The following is a 16703-nucleotide window of genomic DNA, read 5'->3' as shown; positions in this document are numbered from 1 at the left end:
ACGCTGGAACCGGAACCCCGCCCCTGGAGGTCGAGAACATGCCCCGCACCGTCACCGTCGGTCTCGACGGCTCCCCGGAGAGCCGGGCCGCCGCCGAGTGGGCAGCCCGCGAAGCGGAGTTGCGCGGTCTGGCACTGAAACTCGTGCACGTCCGGGAGCCGGTACCGGAACCCATGGCGCAGGCCCCGCTGCTGGGCGCGGAGACCCACCAGCACTGGACGCAGCGGATCCCCCGCGAAGCCGCCGAGGGCATCGGACTGCGCCACCCCAGTGTGGAGGTGATCGTCGAGCAGGCCGCGGGGCGCCCGAGCGACATCCTGGTAGAAGCGGCCAAGAGCGCTGAACTGCTCGCCCTGGGCTCGCGCGGCCTCGGCGGGATCGGCGGGTTCATGGTCGGCTCCGTCGGGCTGTCCGTGGTCGCGCACGCGCCAGGTCCCGTGGTGCTGATCCGTGCGCTGGAACAGGCCGCGGACGAGCACGAGAAGGACCCCGCAGGCATCCCGTCCGCCGCTACCGCGTTCCGGCCCGTGGTGCTCGGGCTCGACATCCGGCACCCGGACGAGAAGCTGATCGAGTTCGCCTTCGACGCCGCCGTACGCCGCGCCACGGCCCTGCGGGTCGTGCGCAGCTGGAACCCGCCGCCCTACTACGCCTACGGCCTCTCCGCCGACCTCGAACTGCACGCGTCCCTGAGCCGCGCCGAGAGCGCCGCGCTGACCGAGGCACTGCGTCCGTGGCGGCGGAAGCACCCGGACACGGACGTCGTCGAGGAGTGCCGTTACGGCAGCCCCGCCGTCCACGTCGTGGACGCCTCCCACGAGGCGTCGCTGGTGGTCGTCGGCCGCCGCATCCGCCGCAACCCGCTCGGCACCCACATCGGCCACACCACGCACGCCGTCCTGCACCATTGCACCGTGCCCGTGGCCGTCGTCCCCCACGACTGAACTCCCCGAGGAGGCAGGACCATGAAGGCAGCGGTCGTACGGGCCTTCGGCGAGCCCCTGGTCATCGAGGACCGCCCCGAACCGGAACCGGGCCCCGGTCAGGTCCGCGTCCGGGTGGAGGCCTGCGGGCTGTGCCACACCGACATCCACGCGGCGCGCGGCGAATGGCCCGTCAGGCCGCATCCGCCGTTCGTTCCCGGGCACGAGGCCGTCGGTCTGGTGGAGGCGGTCGGTGCGGGCGTCACCCACCTGTCCGTCGGCCGCCGGGTCGCCGTGCCGTGGCTCGGCTGGGCCTGCGGACGGTGCGAGCACTGCGTTTCCGGCCGGGAGACGCTGTGCGAGCAGCAGATCAACACCGGTTACAGCTGCGACGGCGGGTACGCGGAGAAGATGCTCGCCCGGGCCGGCTTCGCACAGCCGGTGCCCCAGGGCATCACCGCCCTGGAAGCCGCCCCGCTGACCTGCGCCGGCGTCACCACCTACAAGGCGCTGAAGGTCGCCGGCATCCGGCCCACCCAGCTCGTGGCGATCTCGGGCGTCGGCGGGCTCGGCCACCTGGCCGTGCAGTACGCGAAGATCGCCGGCGCCACGGTGGCCGCGATCGACGTCACCGACGACAAGCTGGACCTCGCCGCCGAGCTGGGCGCCGACCTCGTCATCGACGCCCGCAAGCACCAGGCCGGCGAAGTGCTCAGGCGGTACGGCGGCGCGCACGCCGCTCTCGCGCTCGCGGTGGACGAGGCGGCCTTCGAGGAACTCCGTTCCGGTCTGCGGCGCGGTGGGAAGCTGGTCATGGTGGCCCTGCCGCCCCACGGCACGGTCCGGGTGCCCGTCTTCGACACCGTCCTGAACGGTACGTCCGTGCTCGGGTCGGTCGTCGGTACCCGGCAGGACCTCGCCGAGGTCTTCCGGCTGCACGCCGCCGGACGCACCAGCGTGGTCTACGAGACCCGTCCCCTCGCCCGCGTCAACGAGTCCATCGACGAGGTGCTGCGCGGCGAGGTCAGGGCCCGGATCGTCTTCGATCTCGGCGCGGGACGGTGAGGACGATGGAGCGTCCCCTGGTCGTCGGCGTCGACGGCTCCGAGCCCAGCCTGCGGGCCGCCGACTGGGCCTGCGACGAGGCCGCCCTGCGCGGAGCACCCCTGCGGCTGGTGTACGCCTCCCTCTGGGAGCGGTACGAAGGCGCCACGGTCGCGCCGGATCCCGGCGAACCGTCCGAGCAGATCACGGCCGAGGGCGTCGTCCGGGCCGCTGCGGAGCGGGTGCGGCGGCGCCGTGCCGACATCGAGACGTCCACCGACGTGCTCCCCGAGGAACCCGACCACGCACTCCTGCGCGAGGGACGCGACGCCGCCGCGCTGGTGCTGGGCACAAGGGGCCGCGGCGGCATCGTCGAGATGCTGCTGGGGTCCGTCAGCCTGAGCGTCGCCGCCCGCGCGGACTGCCCGGTGATCGTGGTCCGCGGCAGCCATGACAACCAGGTGCGTGCCGGCGGCCGTGGCCGCGTCGTGCTGGGCGTCGGCGGGAGCGGCGCGGACTCGGCGGCACTGCGCTTCGCCGTCCGGGAAGCGGAACTGCGCGGCGCGTCCCTGGACGCCGTCCGGGCCTGGCGGTGTCCCGCGCACGAGACGACCGACCACCCGCTCCTCGCCGGGGAGCCCGCCCGGCTGCACGAAGAACGCGCCGTGGGCGTGCTGGAGGAGGCGCTGCGGGAAGTGCCCGGGGATCTGCGACTGCGCCGGCGCACGGTCGAGGGGCCTGCCCGCAGGGTGCTGCTGGCCGCCGCGCACGACGCCGGTCTGCTGGTCGTCGGGGCCCGGCGCAATCCGGGCCACTTCGGGCTCCAGCTGGGCCGGGTGACCCACGGCGTGCTGCACCACGCGGCCTGCCCCGTGGCGGTCGTACCCGAGCGGGCGTGAGCGCGGTGGCCGGGCCCTCAGAGGTCCGCCAGGTGACCGGCCCCTCAGAGGTCCGCCGAGTGGTCGGGGACATAGTTCTGCAGATCGCGCGGCGGGCGCGCGTAACCGGTCGGGGCGGGCCGCTCGGGCAGTTCGAGGACCGGGGGCGGTACTTCGTGGTACGGGACGGAGGCGAGCAGATGGGCGATCATGTTCAGCCGCGCCCGGCGCTTGTCGTCGCTCTCGACGACGTACCACGGTGCCTCGAGGATGTCCGTGTGGACCAGCATCTCGTCCTTGGCGCGGGAGTAGGCCTCCCAGCGGGAGATCGACTCCAGGTCCATCGGCGACAGCTTCCAGCGCCGTACCGGATCGGCCAGGCGGCGCCTGAACCGCTCCTGCTGCTCGATGTCGCTCACCGAGAACCAGTACTTGCGCAGCAGGATCCCGTCCTCCACCAGCATCCGCTCGAACGCCGGGCACTGGCGCAGGAAGAGCCGGTACTCCGCCTGCGTGCAGTAGCCCATCACGTGCTCGACGCCGGCCCGGTTGTACCAGGACCGGTCGAAGAGCACGATCTCCCCGGCGGCCGGCAGGTGCTCGACGTACCGCTGGAAGTACCACTGGGTGCGCTCGCGCTCGGTCGGCTTCGGCAGCGCCGCGATCCGCGCCACCCTGGGGTTGAGATGCTCGGCGACCCGCTTGATCGTGCCGCCCTTGCCCGCCGCGTCACGCCCCTCGAAGACGACGACCAGGCGGGCGCCCGCCGCCCGCACCCACTCCTGCAACCGCACCAACTCCGTCTGCAGACGCAGCAGTTCCCTCTCGTACGTCTTGCGCGGCAGGGTCGCCGCCTGCTTCCCGGCCATGCCGTCCCCACCGCCCCACGACATCCACGCCCACGACTTCCGGAGTCCCGCCCATGCCCGAGGCCGAGCACCAGGACGACACCGTACTTTCCGACGACGAACTGCGCACCCTGGACGCCCACTGGCGGGCAGCCAACTACCTGGCGGCCGGCCAGATCTACCTGCTGGCGAACCCGCTGCTGCGCGAGCCCCTGCGCCCCGAACACATCAAGCCGCGCCTGCTCGGTCACTGGGGCACCTCGCCCGGCCTCAACCTCGTGCACACCCACCTCAACCGGGTGATCAAGGCGCGCGGTCTGGACGCCCTGTGCGTGTGGGGCCCCGGACACGGCGGCCCGGCCGTGCTCGCCAACTCCTGGCTGGAGGGCAGCTACAGCGAGACGTACCCGGACGTCACCCGCGACGCGGCGGGCATGGCGCGGCTCTTCCGGCAGTTCTCCTTCCCGGGCGGCGTGCCCAGCCACGTGGCCCCAGAGACGCCGGGCTCGATCCACGAGGGCGGCGAGCTCGGCTACGCGCTCTCCCACGCCTACGGGGCGGCCTTCGACAATCCCGGCTTGCTGGTCGCCTGCGTGATCGGCGACGGCGAGGCGGAGACCGGGCCGCTGGCCGCCTCCTGGCACTCGAACAAGTTCCTCGACCCCGTGCACGACGGCGCGGTCCTGCCCATCCTGCACCTGAACGGCTACAAGATCGCCAACCCGACCGTGCTGTCCCGCCTGCCCGAGGCCGAACTCGACGAGCTGCTGCGCGGATACGGGCACGAGCCGATCCATGTGACCGGCGACGACCCGCTCCAGGTGCACCGGGCCATGGCGCACGCCCTCGACGACGCCCTGGACCGGATCGCCCTGATGCAGAGGACCGCCCGGGAGGAGGACGTCAGCGAACGCGTCCACTGGCCGGTGATCGTGCTGCGCACCCCGAAGGGCTGGACCGGCCCCGCGGAGGTCGACGACCTGCCGGTGGAGGGCACCTGGCGCGCCCATCAGGTCCCGCTGCCCGCCGTGCGGGAGAACCCCGGGCATCTGCGCCAGTTGGCGGCGTGGCTGCGCTCGTACCGGCCCGAGGAGCTGTTCACCCCCGACGGCCGGCCCGTCGCCGATGTCCTCGCCTGCGTCCCGGAGGGGGACAAGCGGCTCGGCGCCACGCCGCACGCCAACGGCGGCCTGCTCGTCCGCGATCTGCCGCTCGCTCCGCTCGACGACTTCGCCGTCCCCGTGGACAAGCCGGGCGTCACCCTGCACGAGCCCACCCGAGTCCTCGGTGACCTCCTGGCCCGGCTGATGAAGGACACCGGCGAGCGCCGCGACTTCCGCCTCGTCGGTCCCGACGAGACCGCCTCCAACCGCCTCCAGGCCGTCTTCGACATCAGCGGCAAGGCCTGGCAGGCCGAGCACCTGCCGGTCGACGAACACCTCGACCGGCACGGCCGGGTGCTGGAGATCCTGTCGGAGCACACCTGCCAGGGCTGGCTGGAGGGCTATCTGCTGACCGGCCGGCACGGGCTGTTCTCCTGCTACGAGGCGTTCGTGCACATCGTGGACTCGATGGTCAACCAGCACATCAAGTGGCTGAAGACGTCGCGGGAGCTGTCGTGGCGGGCGCCGGTCGCCTCCCTCAACTACCTGCTGACCTCGCACGTCTGGCGCCAGGACCACAACGGCTTCTCCCACCAGGACCCCGGCTTCGTCGACCACGTCCTCAACAAGAGCCCCGAGGTCGTCCGCGTCTATCTGCCGCCGGACGCCAACACCCTGCTGTCCGCCGCCGACCACGCCCTGCGCAGCCGCGACTACGTCAACGTGATCGTGGCCGGGAAGCAGCCCTGCTTCGACTGGCTGTCCATGGACGCCGCCCGCGCCCACTGCGCACGCGGCGCCGGGATCTGGGAGTGGGCGGGCACCGAGAACGGCGGCGAGCCGGACGTCGTCCTCGCCTGCGCCGGCGACGTACCCACCCAGGAGGTGCTGGCCGCCGCCCAGTTGCTCCGCCGCCACCTGCCCACGCTCGCCGTGCGCGTCGTCAACGTGGTCGACATGGCCCGGCTGCTGCCCCGCGAGGAACATCCGCACGGCATGACCGACTTCGAGTACGACGGCCTGTTCACCACCGGCAAACCGGTGATCTTCGCCTACCACGGCTACCCCTGGCTGATCCACCGCCTGGCCTACCGCCGGGCCGGCCACCGCAACCTGCACGTGCGCGGCTACAAGGAGTCCGGCACCACGACCACGCCGTTCGACATGGTCGTCCGCAACGACCTGGACCGCTACCGGCTGGTCATGGACGTCATCGACCGCGTCCCCGGCCTCGCCGTACGCGCCGCCGTACTGCGCCAGCACATGGCCGACGCCCGCACCCGCCACCACGCGTGGATCCGCGCCCACGGCACGGACCTGCCGGAGGTCGCTGGCTGGACCTGGGACGGCTGACGGCCGTCCACCCGGGAAGGAACGCGCCGCCATGACCGCCGGGCCGACGCCACCCCGGCGGTCACTTCCTCAGCCGCGCGGGCACCACGGCGACGGGACAGGCAGCCTCGGCCAGGAGGTCCCGTACGACCTCGTCCCGTCCCGGGTCCGGCCCGCGACCCACCACGATGAGCGAGGCGCGCCCGGCATGGTGCAGCAGGGCCTCGGCGGGAGTGAACAGCACGACGTCCTCGAGAACCGGCACGTCCGGGTACTTCTCCCGCCAGGGACGCAGCGCGTCGGCCAGAAGCTGCACCTCGTGGTCCTCCCAGGCCGCACGCTCCTCCTCCGGTACCCCGAAGGGCCACTCGGCGGCAGCGGCGGGCAGCGACCAGGCGTGCACGGCGCGCAGCGGCGCTCCGTGCACCCGGGCGGTGTCGAAGGCGAAGTCGATCGCGCCGTCCGACGGACGGCGGGCATCCACGGCGAGGACGACGTTGCCGGCACGGCGCGCGGGCGCCGGGACGTCGTCCGGGACGAGGACCACGGGACGGTCGCAGGTCCGGACAGCGGCCGGAAGGGCCCGACCGGCGGGACGACCGGCCGCGGCGGCCTCGCGAGGCACGGCGCACACGATCGTCCCGGCCGCTGACGTGTCCCGTGGCGGGTCCGGCAGCACGCGCAGCGGCAGGTCCCGCAGCCGAGCCTCCCGCTCGGCCCAGTCCGCGGCCGAACGGCCACGCGCCGAAGGGTCCGCGCAGACAAGGATCACTTGTTCCACCGGGGTCCGCCTTTCCGGCACAGAGGAGACGTGAGGGTAGGAGGAGACGCCTCCGCGCGGCTCAGTCTGTCGCGCGCCCGCCCGCCGGCGCAGGGGCCGAACGGCCCAAGAGCCGGAAGGCCCGGGGCGCCGCCGTCGTCATCGGCGCCCGTCGCCGCAGGCATGCCGACGGTCCGCTCCCGGACCCGGCCACCGCACCCGGCCGCACAGCTCGCTCAGGTCTCGTCACCGGCCCGGGGATCGGCTTCCCGCGCGCTGTCCTGAGCCCGCACGGCCGAGGAGGGCGGGGTGCCCAGTACCGGGGACCAGGCTCGTCCCGCGTACAGTGCCTGGGCCAGTATCAGCAGGGCGTCCAGGCGCTTTCCGAGGCCGAGCCGGAACAGGCTGCCGGGTATCAGCAGGAGGAGCAGCACGAGCGGCTGGGACATGGCCGCGACGGCACAGAGGAGTACGGTGAGCGGCAGGCTGACGGCGGTGCGGAACTCGCCCTCCGCGTTGTGCCGGTCGACGGTACTGTGCAGATCCGGTTCGGTCCCGATGAGCCGCGTGAGGACGAACGGGAGATCCTCCCGGAGGCGGCGCGAGATCTCGTAGGCCGTGGCGAACCGTGCCAACTGGTCGGCGTCACGCCGGATCTGCTCGGCGTCGCTTCCCGCGCCGAGCACTGAAGCGACGTGCCGGAACCTCGCCACGAGGTCCGAGTAGGCCGAACTTCTCAGTACGACGGAAAGCCCGATGTCGTCGGGCTGACGCAACAGCCACTGGTCGAACCCGTCGACCATTGCCTCGAGGTGCGACGCGGCTTCCGGCTCCCCGGTTCGCGAGATCGTTCTCCGGAACGCGCTGCCGTCGGCGCGCCGGATGTCGAGAAGTATGCGGTCGTCGGAGCGGTCGATGGTCGTGGCTTCGCCGTCAACGATGTCGCATCGCGAGGTGGCCAGTCTGGCGAGCAGCCCGAAGTGGTCCGTGCGGCGCTCGCCGAGCCAGCCGCGCATGCGCCGGTCCCGCCGCCGGGCGATGAGATCGACGGCATGACTCGTGCCGGCCACCGACAGCACCCCGACGAGGTAGGCCGCCAAGGTGACCGCGGCCGCCGACGACCACGACCCGAGCACGGCGAGGAACGCGATCACTTCACGACCCGCCGCCGAGTCCGGGAGGGAGGCGGGGGCGCCCGTCAGCACCCAGAAGCAGGCGAGCCACAGGTATCCGGTGACGAGGGGAGTCCGCAACTCCCTCAAGCCGGGCAGGAGATTGGCCAGCATCCGGTGATTAGAGCAGGCACGTACGGCTCGGGGGAGAGGCGCGGGCGGGGGTCGCCGCGGCGGACGCCGGCTCCCGCCCGCCCCTGACGCTCGGCCCGCTCACCGGCTGTCGCTCGCGTCGGTCCCCTCCAGCGTCGCCCGGCCGGCCTCGAGCCGCGCCACCGGAACGCGGAACGGCGAGCAGGAGACGTAGTCCAGTCCCGCGGTGTGGAAGAAGTGCACGGAGTCGGGGTCGCCGCCGTGCTCGCCGCACACGCCGATCTTGAGGCCGGGCCGGGTGGCGCGGCCCTCGGCGACGGCGATGTCCACCAGCCGTCCGACCCCGTCGCGGTCGAGCGTCTCGAACGGGGAGACGGGGAAGACGCCCTTGTCGAGGTAGGCGGAGAAGAACTCTGCCTCGACGTCGTCGCGGGAGAAGCCCCAGGTGGTCTGGGTCAGGTCGTTGGTGCCGAAGGAGAAGAACTCGGCCTCCTCGGCGATCCGGCCCGCCGTCAGCGCCGCCCTGGGCAGCTCGATCATCGTGCCGACGGGGCAGTCGACGCGTACCCCCGACGCCTGCGAGACCTCGGCCAGCACTCGGCGCACCTCCTCGCGCACGATCCGCAGTTCGCGGACGTCACCGACGAGCGGAACCATGATCTCCGCCTTCGGGTCGCCGCCGGCCGACAGACGCCGGGCGACGGCCTCCCCGATCGCCCTGACCTGCATGGCGACCAGACCGGGAACCACCAGCCCCAGGCGCACACCGCGCAGGCCCAGCATCGGGTTCTCCTCGTGCATGCGGGTCACCGCGGTCAGCAGCTCGACGTCGTGCGCCGCGGGGAGACCGCCTCGGGCCTGGGTGGTGGCGATCCGCACCGCCAGTTCGGTGTGGTCGGGCAGGAACTCGTGCAGCGGCGGATCCAGGAGACGGATGGTCACCGGCAGGCCGTCCATCGCCTCCAGGATGCCGGTGAAGTCCTCCCGCTGGAGCGGCAGGAGCGCGGCCAGCGCCCGGTCGCGCTGGGCGTCGGTGCCGGCCAGGACCATCTGCTCGACCAGCTTGCGCCGCTCGCCGAGGAACATGTGCTCCGTGCGGCACAGACCGACGCCCTGCGCGCCGAACCGGCGGGCCCGCACGGCGTCCTCGGGGGTGTCGGCGTTGGCCCGTACCTCCAGGCGGCGAACGGCGTCGGCCCGGTTCAGGGCGCGGGCCACCGCGTCGACCACGCCGGGTGTCTCCTTGCCGGCCGTCTCCGTTGCGGCCGCCGGTCCACCTGCCGCGTCGCCGGTCGCGCCCGCTTCGAGGAAGCGCATCACCGCCGAGGCCACCAGCGGTACGGAGCCCGGGTACACCGCTCCGGCGGAGCCGTCCACGGACAGGACCGTCCCCTCCTCGACCACGGTGCCGTGGGGTGCGATGAGGCGCCGCGCCTCAAGGTCCACGGACAGGTCCTCGGCACCGCACACGCAGACCTTGCCCATGCCCCGGGCGACGACGGCCGCGTGACTGGTCTTGCCGCCGCGGCTGGTGAGCACCGCCTGGGCGGCGATCATGCCGGGCAGGTCGTCGGGCGTGGTCTCCTGCCGGACGAGGACGACCTTCTCGCCGGCCGCGGTACGCCGTACGGCCTCGGCGGAGTCGAAGACCGCCGCGCCGACCGCCGCACCGGGCGAGGCCGGGAGACCGTGGGCGAGCGCGACGTCGGTCGCGGAGGTGTCGAAGCGCGGGAACATCAGCCGGGCCAGCCCCTCACCGCTCACCCGGGCGAGGCCCTCGTCGGGCGTGATGAGCCCCTCGTCGGCGAGTTCGGCGGCGATGGCGAAGGCGGCCTCGGCCGTTCGCTTGCCGACGCGGGTCTGGAGCATCCACAGCCGGCCGCGTTCGATGGTGAACTCGATGTCGCACAGGTCGCGGTAGTGCTGCTCCAGGGTCGCCATGTGCGCGCGCAACTCACGGTACGCACGGGGGTCGAGGCGTTCCAGCTCGGCCAGCGGCACGGTGTTGCGGATTCCGGCGACGACGTCCTCGCCCTGGGCGTCGGGCAGGTAGTCGCCGTACGGACCGGGCCGGCCGGTGGCCGGGTCGCGGGTGAAGGCGACCCCGCTGCCGGAGTCGGACCCGAGATTGCCGAACACCATGCGCTGCACGTTGACGGCGGTGCCGAGGTCGTCGGCGATGTGCTCGCGCCTCCGGTACAGGCGGGCGCGCTCACCGTTCCAGGACTCGAATACCGCCAGGACTGCACGGCGCAACTGCTCGGCCGGCGACTGCGGGAAGGACTCGCCCGTCTCCGTGCGGATGATGTCCTTGTACGTCTCCACCAGCCGGGCCAGGTCGTCGGCGCCCAGGTGCACGTCGTCGGGGGCGCCGCACGCCTCTTTGAGCAGAGCCAGGGCCCGCTCGAAGTGCGAGCTGCCGACGCCCATGACCGTACTGCCGAACATCTGGACGAGTCGGCGGTAGGAGTCCCAGGCGAAGCGTTCGCTGCCGGACACCTTGGCCAGGCCGAGGACGGACTCGTCGTTCAGACCGATGTCGAGGATCGTCTCCATCATGCCGGGCATGGAGAACCTGGCACCGGAGCGCACGGACAGCAGCAGCGGATCACCGGGCTGTCCCAGTCGCCTGCCCGCGGCGCTCTCGACGTCCGCCAGGTGCGCGGAGACCTCCCGCGCCATGCCCGCGGGTTCGCCGCCGGTGTCCAGGAAGGCACGGCACGCCTCGGTGGTGATGGTGAATCCCGGGGGCACGGGCAGTCCGAGCCGGGTCATCTCGGCCAGGTTCGATCCCTTGCCGCCGAGGAGGCCGGCCATGTCACGGCCGCCCTCGTGGAAGTCGTACACGTAACGAGCCATGACGTCGTACTCCTCGACTATGGGGCTTGGTACCCCCAGGTTCGGGACCCGCGCCCGCCCGGCGGGAGGTCCCGGCGGTCCCGTCCGGTGGGCCGGTCGGCCCCGGCGGGCCCCCGCTGCCGTGCGGCCCGAAGGGACCCGCGTCAGGGCTGCACGGCCCATGGGCCGCCGCATCCGTGCGGAGCAGGCTCGAAGGCGTCCAGCGACCGACCGGCCCGAAAGAGGACCCGCCATGTTCCGTGACATCGCCGTGGGGATCGACGGCTCACCCGCGAGTCTCGCGGCCGCGCACTGGGCGGCGCGGGAGGCCGAACGGCGGGGATCCGGGCTGAGAATCGTGCACGCCTGGCACCGCCACGCCCGCCCCGCGCCGTACGTTCCCCTGGACCGCACCGAGCACGAGTGGGCCGGACAGCTCCTCCAGGAGGCCGTGCGCAGCGTCCGCGGCGCCCATCCCGGGCTGCGGATCACCGAGCGCCTGGTGTGCGGCGCGACGGTGGCCGCACTGGTCGCCACCGCCGCCGACGCCGACCTGCTGGTCCTGGGCTCCGTCGGCCTGGGGGCGGTGGGCGGCTTCGTGACGGGGTCCGTGTCCCAGCGCGTCGTGACCCGGGCCGCGCGCCCGGTGGTGCTGGTGCGGGCCGGGCGGAGCGCCGCCGACGAGCACCTGCCGGCCGCGGACGGCGTCGCTCCGGAGGAGATCGCGGGTACGCCCTGCCGTGAGGTCGTCCTGGGACTGGACGTCAGTCACCCGTGCGACGAACTGATCGAGTTCGCCTTCGAGGCCGCCCGGCGGCGCGGCACCGGACTGCGGGTGGTGCACGCCTTCCGGACGCCCTGCGGGGCCGTGTCCGACCCGTCGCTGACCATCCCGCCCGCGCCGGTGCCCGCGGCACCGGCGCCGCCGGCGCTGGAGCGGGCGGAGGCCGAACGCACCGTCAGCGCCGTACTGCGCACCTGGCGGGAGAAGTACCCGGCCGTGCCGGTGACCGAGACGGTCACGGAAGGACGAGCCGCCGTCGTACTGGTGCACGCGGTGAAGGACGCGGGGCTTCTCGTGGTCGGCCGCCGCACGGACGGACGGCGGATCGGCGCGCACACGGGGCCCGTCGCACACGCGGTCATGCACCACGCCGGCTGCCCCGTCGCCGTGGTCCCGCACGACTGAGCGGCCCCGCGCGGAGCGCGGCCCGCCTCTCCAGGAGGCAGCCGGCCTGCCATCCGTTCGCCGCATCCCCGCGGCCGGGACCGAATGGTCCGGCCGACGGGGGCCGGACGGGACCCGCCGCGTGCCCTGTCCGGCACTGCCCGCGAGCACCCCCGGGGACCAGCATCGACAGTGGGCGAAGCACCCGACGAAAGGACCTGTGACGACCGCGACGCTGACAGCCGTTCCCCGGACCGCCGACGCCTGGCGGCGGCTCGCCTGAGAAAAAGGGACTGTGTCCGCGGCCGGACGTCCGGGGCCTGGCCGTGCCCGAGGGCGCGGCCTCCCCACGTCAGCGAGGTGCGGTCGAGAAGGCGTCGTGCCAGACGGCCCTCGCGCCGGAATCACCGATCCGGTAGATCTGCACGCAGCACCCGACGGCCACCACGAGCGCGACGACCACGGCCACGACGCGGATCAGTACGTACGGCACGGCTACGGGCGCCCCGCCGGATGTCGCGCCCCGCGCGCCTTCGGCGTCCGCGCCCGCCGGCAGGAGCCTGCGCCAGGACGCCACCCACAGCAGAACGGCCACGACCGCCACGGCCACCGCCCACGGCAGCAGACCATCACCGAGCGTGGCATGCCGCTCGACCAGCGGATCCGGCGGGACACGCTCTTCGAGCCACTCACCGGCATGGGTGGTCACCGGGACGAGCAGGGCGCTCACGACCGCCAGCACGGGCAGTGCGAGTCCCATCCTGCTCAGCCAGGACGGCCACGCGGCCCCAGCGACCAGGAGCAGGCAGGCCAGCGGCAGCAGGATCACCACCGCGTGCACCAGCAGCGCGTGCGCGGGCAGCCCGTTGATCTCGACAGGTCCCATGACGATCCCTTCTTTCGTACCGCAGCCTTCGCTGCGGATGGCGCACATCAGACCACCTCATGTCCGGCCGGATGCGGACAGAGGGCAAAAGGATGGACGGACATGACGAAGCGTTGACGCAAGCGACGCTCGCGCCCGTGCGACGTGCGGAGCGCCGGTGAAGCCGGTTCGGTAGCGGGCCGACTGAGGCTGTGCGTGGAGTGGCCGTCCGTGGCGTGGGCGACGTCGAAAGGCCCCCCGGATGCCGCGAGTATCCGACGGTGGACCTGGGCGATGCCGGAAGGAGCAGCAGGTCTCACCCGTCTCTCACCTCCGGGTCCGTCGTGCGGCTGCCGCCTTCGCAGGGGACGGGGGACGGGTGCGCCCCGCCGGGGCAGTCGCGGCGCGGGAGGAGCGCGGGCAGACGCGGAGCGGTGAGGAAGCCCTCCGCGCGAGCGCCGGCCAGGCCGATGCGCGGGATGCCGGCGGTTGTCCAGGACGGCGGCCGCGATGCCGTCAGCGGCCAGCCGTAGGGCGGTGGCGCCGTCGGCGGCGAGCACCGCCTCGAACTCCTCGTCCAGCAGACCGCGGCGCAGCACGTCACGCAGGGCGGGATCGTCCTCGACGACCAGGATCTTGTGGCGCATGGTCCTCCGTCGGAGCGTCTTTCCTGCCGGAGTCGGGAAGGACGACGGCACGGCCGGGGCAGTGCAAAGATGAGTAATCAGACGAACCGCCACCATGACTCATCTTCTTAAGACCACGGCAAGAAACGGGTGTGGTCGGGGCGATCTCCGCCGGCTCACCTCGCGACACCCCTCTCCTTACCGATCGCCAGGGCAGACGAAGGTGCGTGCCCACGGTGACTCACACGGCGAAGCGGGACGCGCCGTTCCCGACACGCCGGCAGGTGCTCGCGGCCGGCCGAGCGCGCGACCGCCGCACCGCCGACTGACGGATGACATCGGCGGCCGTTCTGCTCTCCGCAGACCGGCCGGGCGGAACGCCAGAACCTGTCAGGCTGGCCGCATGGCGAAGAACATGGCGGTGGGAAAGAACATGGCGGTGCGGCGGCTCGACCTGGGCTACTTCGTACGGCCCGCGTCGGAGACCGGCGGCCCGCAGCCACGCGTCGAACCCGTGCTCGCCTACTTGGTGCGCCACGACGACGGCCTGATCCTCTTCGACACCGGCATCGGCAAGGCCGACCCCGAGACCGAAGCCCATTACCGTCCCCGACGCCGGGACCTGCGGGATGCCCTGTCCGCGGCCGGAGTCGCCCTCGACGACATCACCCTCGTCGCCAATTGCCACCTCCACTTCGACCACTGCGGCGGGAACCCCCTCCTGGGCGGCAGACCCATCCTGGTCCAGGACGTCGAGCTGGCCACCGCGCGCGGCGGCGACTACACCTTCGACGAACTGATCGACTTCCCCGCCGTGTCCTACGAGGAACTCGACGGCGAGGCCGAGGTCCGGCCCGGTGTCTGGATCATTCCTACACCGGGGCACACACAAGGGCACCAGTCACTGGTCCTCCGCCAGGCCGACGGCACCGTGGTACTCGCAGGCCAGGCACACGACTTCGCCTCGGATTTCTCATCCGGCCAACTGGCCCGCCAAGCGGCACTTCACGGCGTGGAGCAGCCGCTGCCCACCTACCGGCACTGGCTGGAGCGCATCGCCGACTTCGACCCACGACGCGTTCTCTTCGCTCACGACTGCGCGGTCTGGGAACCGTCGCGAAGCAGTTCTTGGAGCGGAGGAACGACGGTCGCGGCACGGGTGCCGAGCCGGGGCCCGACACCCGGGTGTGGTTGGCTGCCGGGGTGACTCAGGACTTGGAGACCGTCGCGTTCGAATCCGCCGAGGCGTTCCGGGCATGGCTCGGCGAGAACCACGCCGTCTCGCCCGGCATCTGGCTCAAGCTGCGCAAGAAGAGCCCCGGCACGGTCGCGCTGGACTACGCGCAGGCGCTCGACGTAGCACTCTGCTACGGCTGGATCGACGGCCGGAAGGCGAAGCTCGACGACCGGTGGTGGCTCCAGCGGTTCACCCCGCGCACACCGCGCAGCAAGTGGTCAAAGGCCAACCGGGACAAGGTGGCAGCCCTGATCGAGCAGGGCCGGATGCAACCGGCGGGGCAGGCCGAGATCGACCGCGCCAGGGCGGACGGCCGCTGGGAGGCGGCCTACGACGGTGCGAAGACCGCCACGGTGCCGGACGACCTCACCGCGGCCCTGACCGCCGACCCGGCCGCGGCGCGGTTCTTCGAGACGCTGGACCGGCGGAACCGCTACGCGATTCTGCACCGCATCCAGGACGCCAAGAAGGCCGAGACCCGGGCGCGCCGGATCGAGAAGTACGTAGCGATGCTGGCGAAGGGCGAGAAACTCCACCCTTGATGCGTCGGACCGTGGCCTGCCCCCGGGCCGGTCTGCCGTCGCGTATCGCAGGTTACTGTTCCGGGCATGGGTTTCGATACGAGCTTCCACCCTGTTGACCTGCCGCTCGTCGAGAAGCGGCTGCTGCCGTTCCTGGCCGGCCACGGCGAGGACGACGGCATCGACGACCTGATCGCGCGGGCCGTCGAGATGCGCGCGGTCCGCTTCCGGGCCAAGGCATGGGCGCTGGGCGCGCAGGAGTACGCGCTCGATCACGACGGGGTTCCCTTCGAAGCGCGGCTGCACGTATGGGGACGGCCGTTCTTCATCGTCGGGGACGGCCTCGACCGGCTGGCCGAGGATGTGCGGCGCTACCTCGCGGCAACCCTCGACGACGTGGATGCCATCGCGGCCGAGATGGTCGGTCGGCTCGACCCGGCACTCGCCGGGCGGATCGAGCCCGACGAAGACGGACATCTGCCCGAAGACGACGTGCTCGCGGCGGGGTTCGCCATGCCGCTGCGCATGCTGCGCGGGGCGGCCGTCGCGCTGCGACGCGGTGAGCGTCACGTCCGCCGCTCCGACGGCAGGGAGTTCGACGCGGCCCGGCTGCTCATGCGGGAAGTCCCGTACTGCGTGGTGGAGTTCGCCGCCGCTCTGCTGCCGGGGTGGATGTCGAGGGGCTGCACGTGGCCGACCCGCCTGTGCGAGGAGGCCGGGCTCCGCGCGGAGGGATTCACCGCGCCCACGCCGCTGACCGGTCTTCTGCGCGAGGAGTTCCCGGCCCTGGACTGGCCCGACCCGCCGGCCACGATCACCGGCAACTACACGGTCGGCGGTCTGGTGCCCACCGACGCCGTGGCCGGCGCCCGCGCTCACCTGGCGGCCCACCGCCCCGAGTTGACGTGCGACGCGCTCGATGCGCAGAAGATCGACGAGGCGATGGGCGTGGCCGAACACCTCGGACTCGGCTTCTGCGAGGCCACCGAGATCTACAGCGGTATGGAGGGCAACCTCAACTGACCAGGCGCTGCGCCGTGATGCGCAACGGGAGGGGCAGGGCGACGCTCGACTGTTCAGGACAACTGCTCCCATGTCTGTTCAGGACAACCGCTGCCGTGTTCGTTTCTGCGCCCCGTTCCTCTAGGCTCTGGGCAGTCATCAATTTCCATATGACGTCTGCTCGGTGATGGAGTCGGCGTGGGGCGCGCGTCCCCGTTCCACGCCACCACTGGACGGCTCCAGGCGCAGCCACGGGTCGGCACATCCGGACGCCGACGGCCTCGTGCGGCGCG

13 protein-coding genes and 1 pseudogene are annotated in these 16703 nt (G+C 72.5%); 8 read left to right on the top strand and 6 right to left on the bottom strand.

Annotated elements, in window-relative coordinates; all coding sequences use genetic code 11:
- Nucleotides 1–38: 38 nt before the first annotated feature.
- Genes ACFV6E_RS21390 through ACFV6E_RS21380 form a run of 3 tightly spaced genes read left to right on the top strand, consistent with a single transcriptional unit; the run spans nucleotide 39 to nucleotide 2866 of the window.
- On the top strand, nucleotides 39–944 hold the full coding sequence (locus tag ACFV6E_RS21390; RefSeq protein WP_385463610.1) for a universal stress protein: 906 nt from the start codon (nucleotides 39–41) through the stop codon (nucleotides 942–944).
- A gap of 21 nt (nucleotides 945–965) precedes the next feature.
- The gene (locus ACFV6E_RS21385; protein ID WP_385463607.1) at nucleotides 966–1988 is read left to right on the top strand and encodes a zinc-dependent alcohol dehydrogenase; all 1023 of its coding nucleotides are present in this window, start codon (nucleotides 966–968) and stop codon (nucleotides 1986–1988) included.
- Nucleotides 1989–1993: 5 nt separating this feature from the next.
- Nucleotides 1994–2866, top strand: coding sequence for a universal stress protein (locus ACFV6E_RS21380; protein ID WP_385164377.1), 873 nt, complete (start codon nucleotides 1994–1996; stop codon nucleotides 2864–2866).
- A gap of 44 nt (nucleotides 2867–2910) precedes the next feature.
- Here ACFV6E_RS21380 and ppk2 read toward each other — a convergent pair whose 3' ends face one another.
- Nucleotides 2911–3714, bottom strand: coding sequence for a polyphosphate kinase 2 (gene ppk2, locus ACFV6E_RS21375; RefSeq protein ID WP_385164379.1), 804 nt, complete (start codon nucleotides 3712–3714; stop codon nucleotides 2911–2913).
- Between the two features lie 53 nt (nucleotides 3715–3767).
- On the opposite strand from ppk2, the gene ACFV6E_RS21370 reads away from it, so the two are divergent.
- Nucleotides 3768–6149 carry a phosphoketolase gene (locus ACFV6E_RS21370; protein WP_385463604.1) on the top strand — a complete coding sequence of 794 codons (2382 nt, stop codon included), beginning with the start codon at nucleotides 3768–3770 and terminating at the stop codon, nucleotides 6147–6149.
- A 61-nt stretch (nucleotides 6150–6210) separates the two neighbouring features.
- Here ACFV6E_RS21370 and ACFV6E_RS21365 read toward each other — a convergent pair whose 3' ends face one another.
- From ACFV6E_RS21365 to ppdK, 3 genes are all read right to left on the bottom strand, one after another.
- Nucleotides 6211–6909: a universal stress protein gene (locus tag ACFV6E_RS21365; RefSeq protein ID WP_385463601.1), complete on the bottom strand. Its 699-nt coding sequence runs from the start codon at nucleotides 6907–6909 to the stop codon at nucleotides 6211–6213.
- Nucleotides 6910–7124: 215 nt separating this feature from the next.
- A complete protein-coding gene (locus tag ACFV6E_RS21360) occupies nucleotides 7125–8174 on the bottom strand; it encodes a hypothetical protein (protein ID WP_385463599.1) in 1050 nt (349 codons plus the stop codon).
- 99 nt (nucleotides 8175–8273) lie between these two features.
- Nucleotides 8274–11012 (bottom strand): pyruvate, phosphate dikinase, encoded by a 2739-nt coding sequence (ppdK, locus tag ACFV6E_RS21355; protein WP_385463596.1) that lies wholly within the window; start codon nucleotides 11010–11012, stop codon nucleotides 8274–8276.
- A gap of 232 nt (nucleotides 11013–11244) precedes the next feature.
- On the opposite strand from ppdK, the gene ACFV6E_RS21350 reads away from it, so the two are divergent.
- A complete protein-coding gene (locus tag ACFV6E_RS21350; RefSeq protein WP_385463593.1) occupies nucleotides 11245–12180 on the top strand; it encodes a universal stress protein in 936 nt (311 codons plus the stop codon).
- A 331-nt stretch (nucleotides 12181–12511) separates the two neighbouring features.
- Here ACFV6E_RS21350 and ACFV6E_RS21345 read toward each other — a convergent pair whose 3' ends face one another.
- Together ACFV6E_RS21345 and ACFV6E_RS21340 are read right to left on the bottom strand one after the other, a co-directional pair.
- Nucleotides 12512–13045 (bottom strand): DUF2231 domain-containing protein, encoded by a 534-nt coding sequence (locus ACFV6E_RS21345; protein WP_385463590.1) that lies wholly within the window; start codon nucleotides 13043–13045, stop codon nucleotides 12512–12514.
- 470 nt (nucleotides 13046–13515) lie between these two features.
- Nucleotides 13516–13671 (bottom strand): annotated as a pseudogene (locus ACFV6E_RS21340) (DNA-binding response regulator); the annotation flags it as partial.
- A 382-nt stretch (nucleotides 13672–14053) separates the two neighbouring features.
- Here ACFV6E_RS21340 and ACFV6E_RS21335 point away from each other — a divergent pair.
- The 3 genes from ACFV6E_RS21335 to ACFV6E_RS21325 all read left to right on the top strand — a co-directional run bounded on the left by ACFV6E_RS21335 (nucleotide 14054) and on the right by ACFV6E_RS21325 (nucleotide 16431).
- Nucleotides 14054–14857, top strand: a complete 804-nt coding sequence (locus ACFV6E_RS21335) for an N-acyl homoserine lactonase family protein (RefSeq protein WP_385164399.1) — start codon at nucleotides 14054–14056, stop codon at nucleotides 14855–14857.
- Complete coding sequence (locus tag ACFV6E_RS21330) at nucleotides 14836–15429, top strand: YdeI family protein (protein WP_385463587.1); 594 nt, start codon at nucleotides 14836–14838, stop codon at nucleotides 15427–15429. Before ACFV6E_RS21335 ends, ACFV6E_RS21330 begins: the two co-directional genes overlap by 22 nt.
- 66 nt (nucleotides 15430–15495) lie before the next feature.
- The gene (locus tag ACFV6E_RS21325) at nucleotides 15496–16431 is read left to right on the top strand and encodes a hypothetical protein (RefSeq protein ID WP_385463584.1); all 936 of its coding nucleotides are present in this window, start codon (nucleotides 15496–15498) and stop codon (nucleotides 16429–16431) included.
- The last annotated feature ends 272 nt before the right edge of the window (nucleotides 16432–16703 follow it).

It is taken from the genome of Streptomyces sp. NPDC059785, from assembly GCF_042732375.1.
Lineage (GTDB): Bacteria > Actinomycetota > Actinomycetes > Streptomycetales > Streptomycetaceae > Streptomyces.
This window is presented reverse-complemented; position numbering and strand designations above follow the sequence as displayed.

Bases quoted from the DNA above. Each gene is read 5' to 3' on its own strand.
- ACFV6E_RS21390 (WP_385463610.1), top strand. From the start codon at position 39: ATGCCCCGCACCGTCACCGTCGGTCTCGACGGCTCCCCGGAGAGCCGG.
- ACFV6E_RS21385 (WP_385463607.1), top strand. From the start codon at position 966: ATGAAGGCAGCGGTCGTACGGGCCTTCGGCGAGCCCCTGGTCATCGAG.
- ACFV6E_RS21380 (WP_385164377.1), top strand. From the start codon at position 1,994: ATGGAGCGTCCCCTGGTCGTCGGCGTCGACGGCTCCGAGCCCAGCCTG.
- ppk2 (WP_385164379.1), bottom strand. From the start codon at position 3,714: ATGGCCGGGAAGCAGGCGGCGACCCTGCCGCGCAAGACGTACGAGAGG.
- ACFV6E_RS21370 (WP_385463604.1), top strand. From the start codon at position 3,768: ATGCCCGAGGCCGAGCACCAGGACGACACCGTACTTTCCGACGACGAA.
- ACFV6E_RS21360 (WP_385463599.1), bottom strand. From the start codon at position 8,174: ATGCTGGCCAATCTCCTGCCCGGCTTGAGGGAGTTGCGGACTCCCCTC.
- ppdK (WP_385463596.1), bottom strand. From the start codon at position 11,012: ATGGCTCGTTACGTGTACGACTTCCACGAGGGCGGCCGTGACATGGCC.
- ACFV6E_RS21350 (WP_385463593.1), top strand. From the start codon at position 11,245: ATGTTCCGTGACATCGCCGTGGGGATCGACGGCTCACCCGCGAGTCTC.
- ACFV6E_RS21345 (WP_385463590.1), bottom strand. From the start codon at position 13,045: ATGGGACCTGTCGAGATCAACGGGCTGCCCGCGCACGCGCTGCTGGTG.
- ACFV6E_RS21335 (WP_385164399.1), top strand. From the start codon at position 14,054: ATGGCGAAGAACATGGCGGTGGGAAAGAACATGGCGGTGCGGCGGCTC.
- ACFV6E_RS21325 (WP_385463584.1), top strand. From the start codon at position 15,496: ATGGGTTTCGATACGAGCTTCCACCCTGTTGACCTGCCGCTCGTCGAG.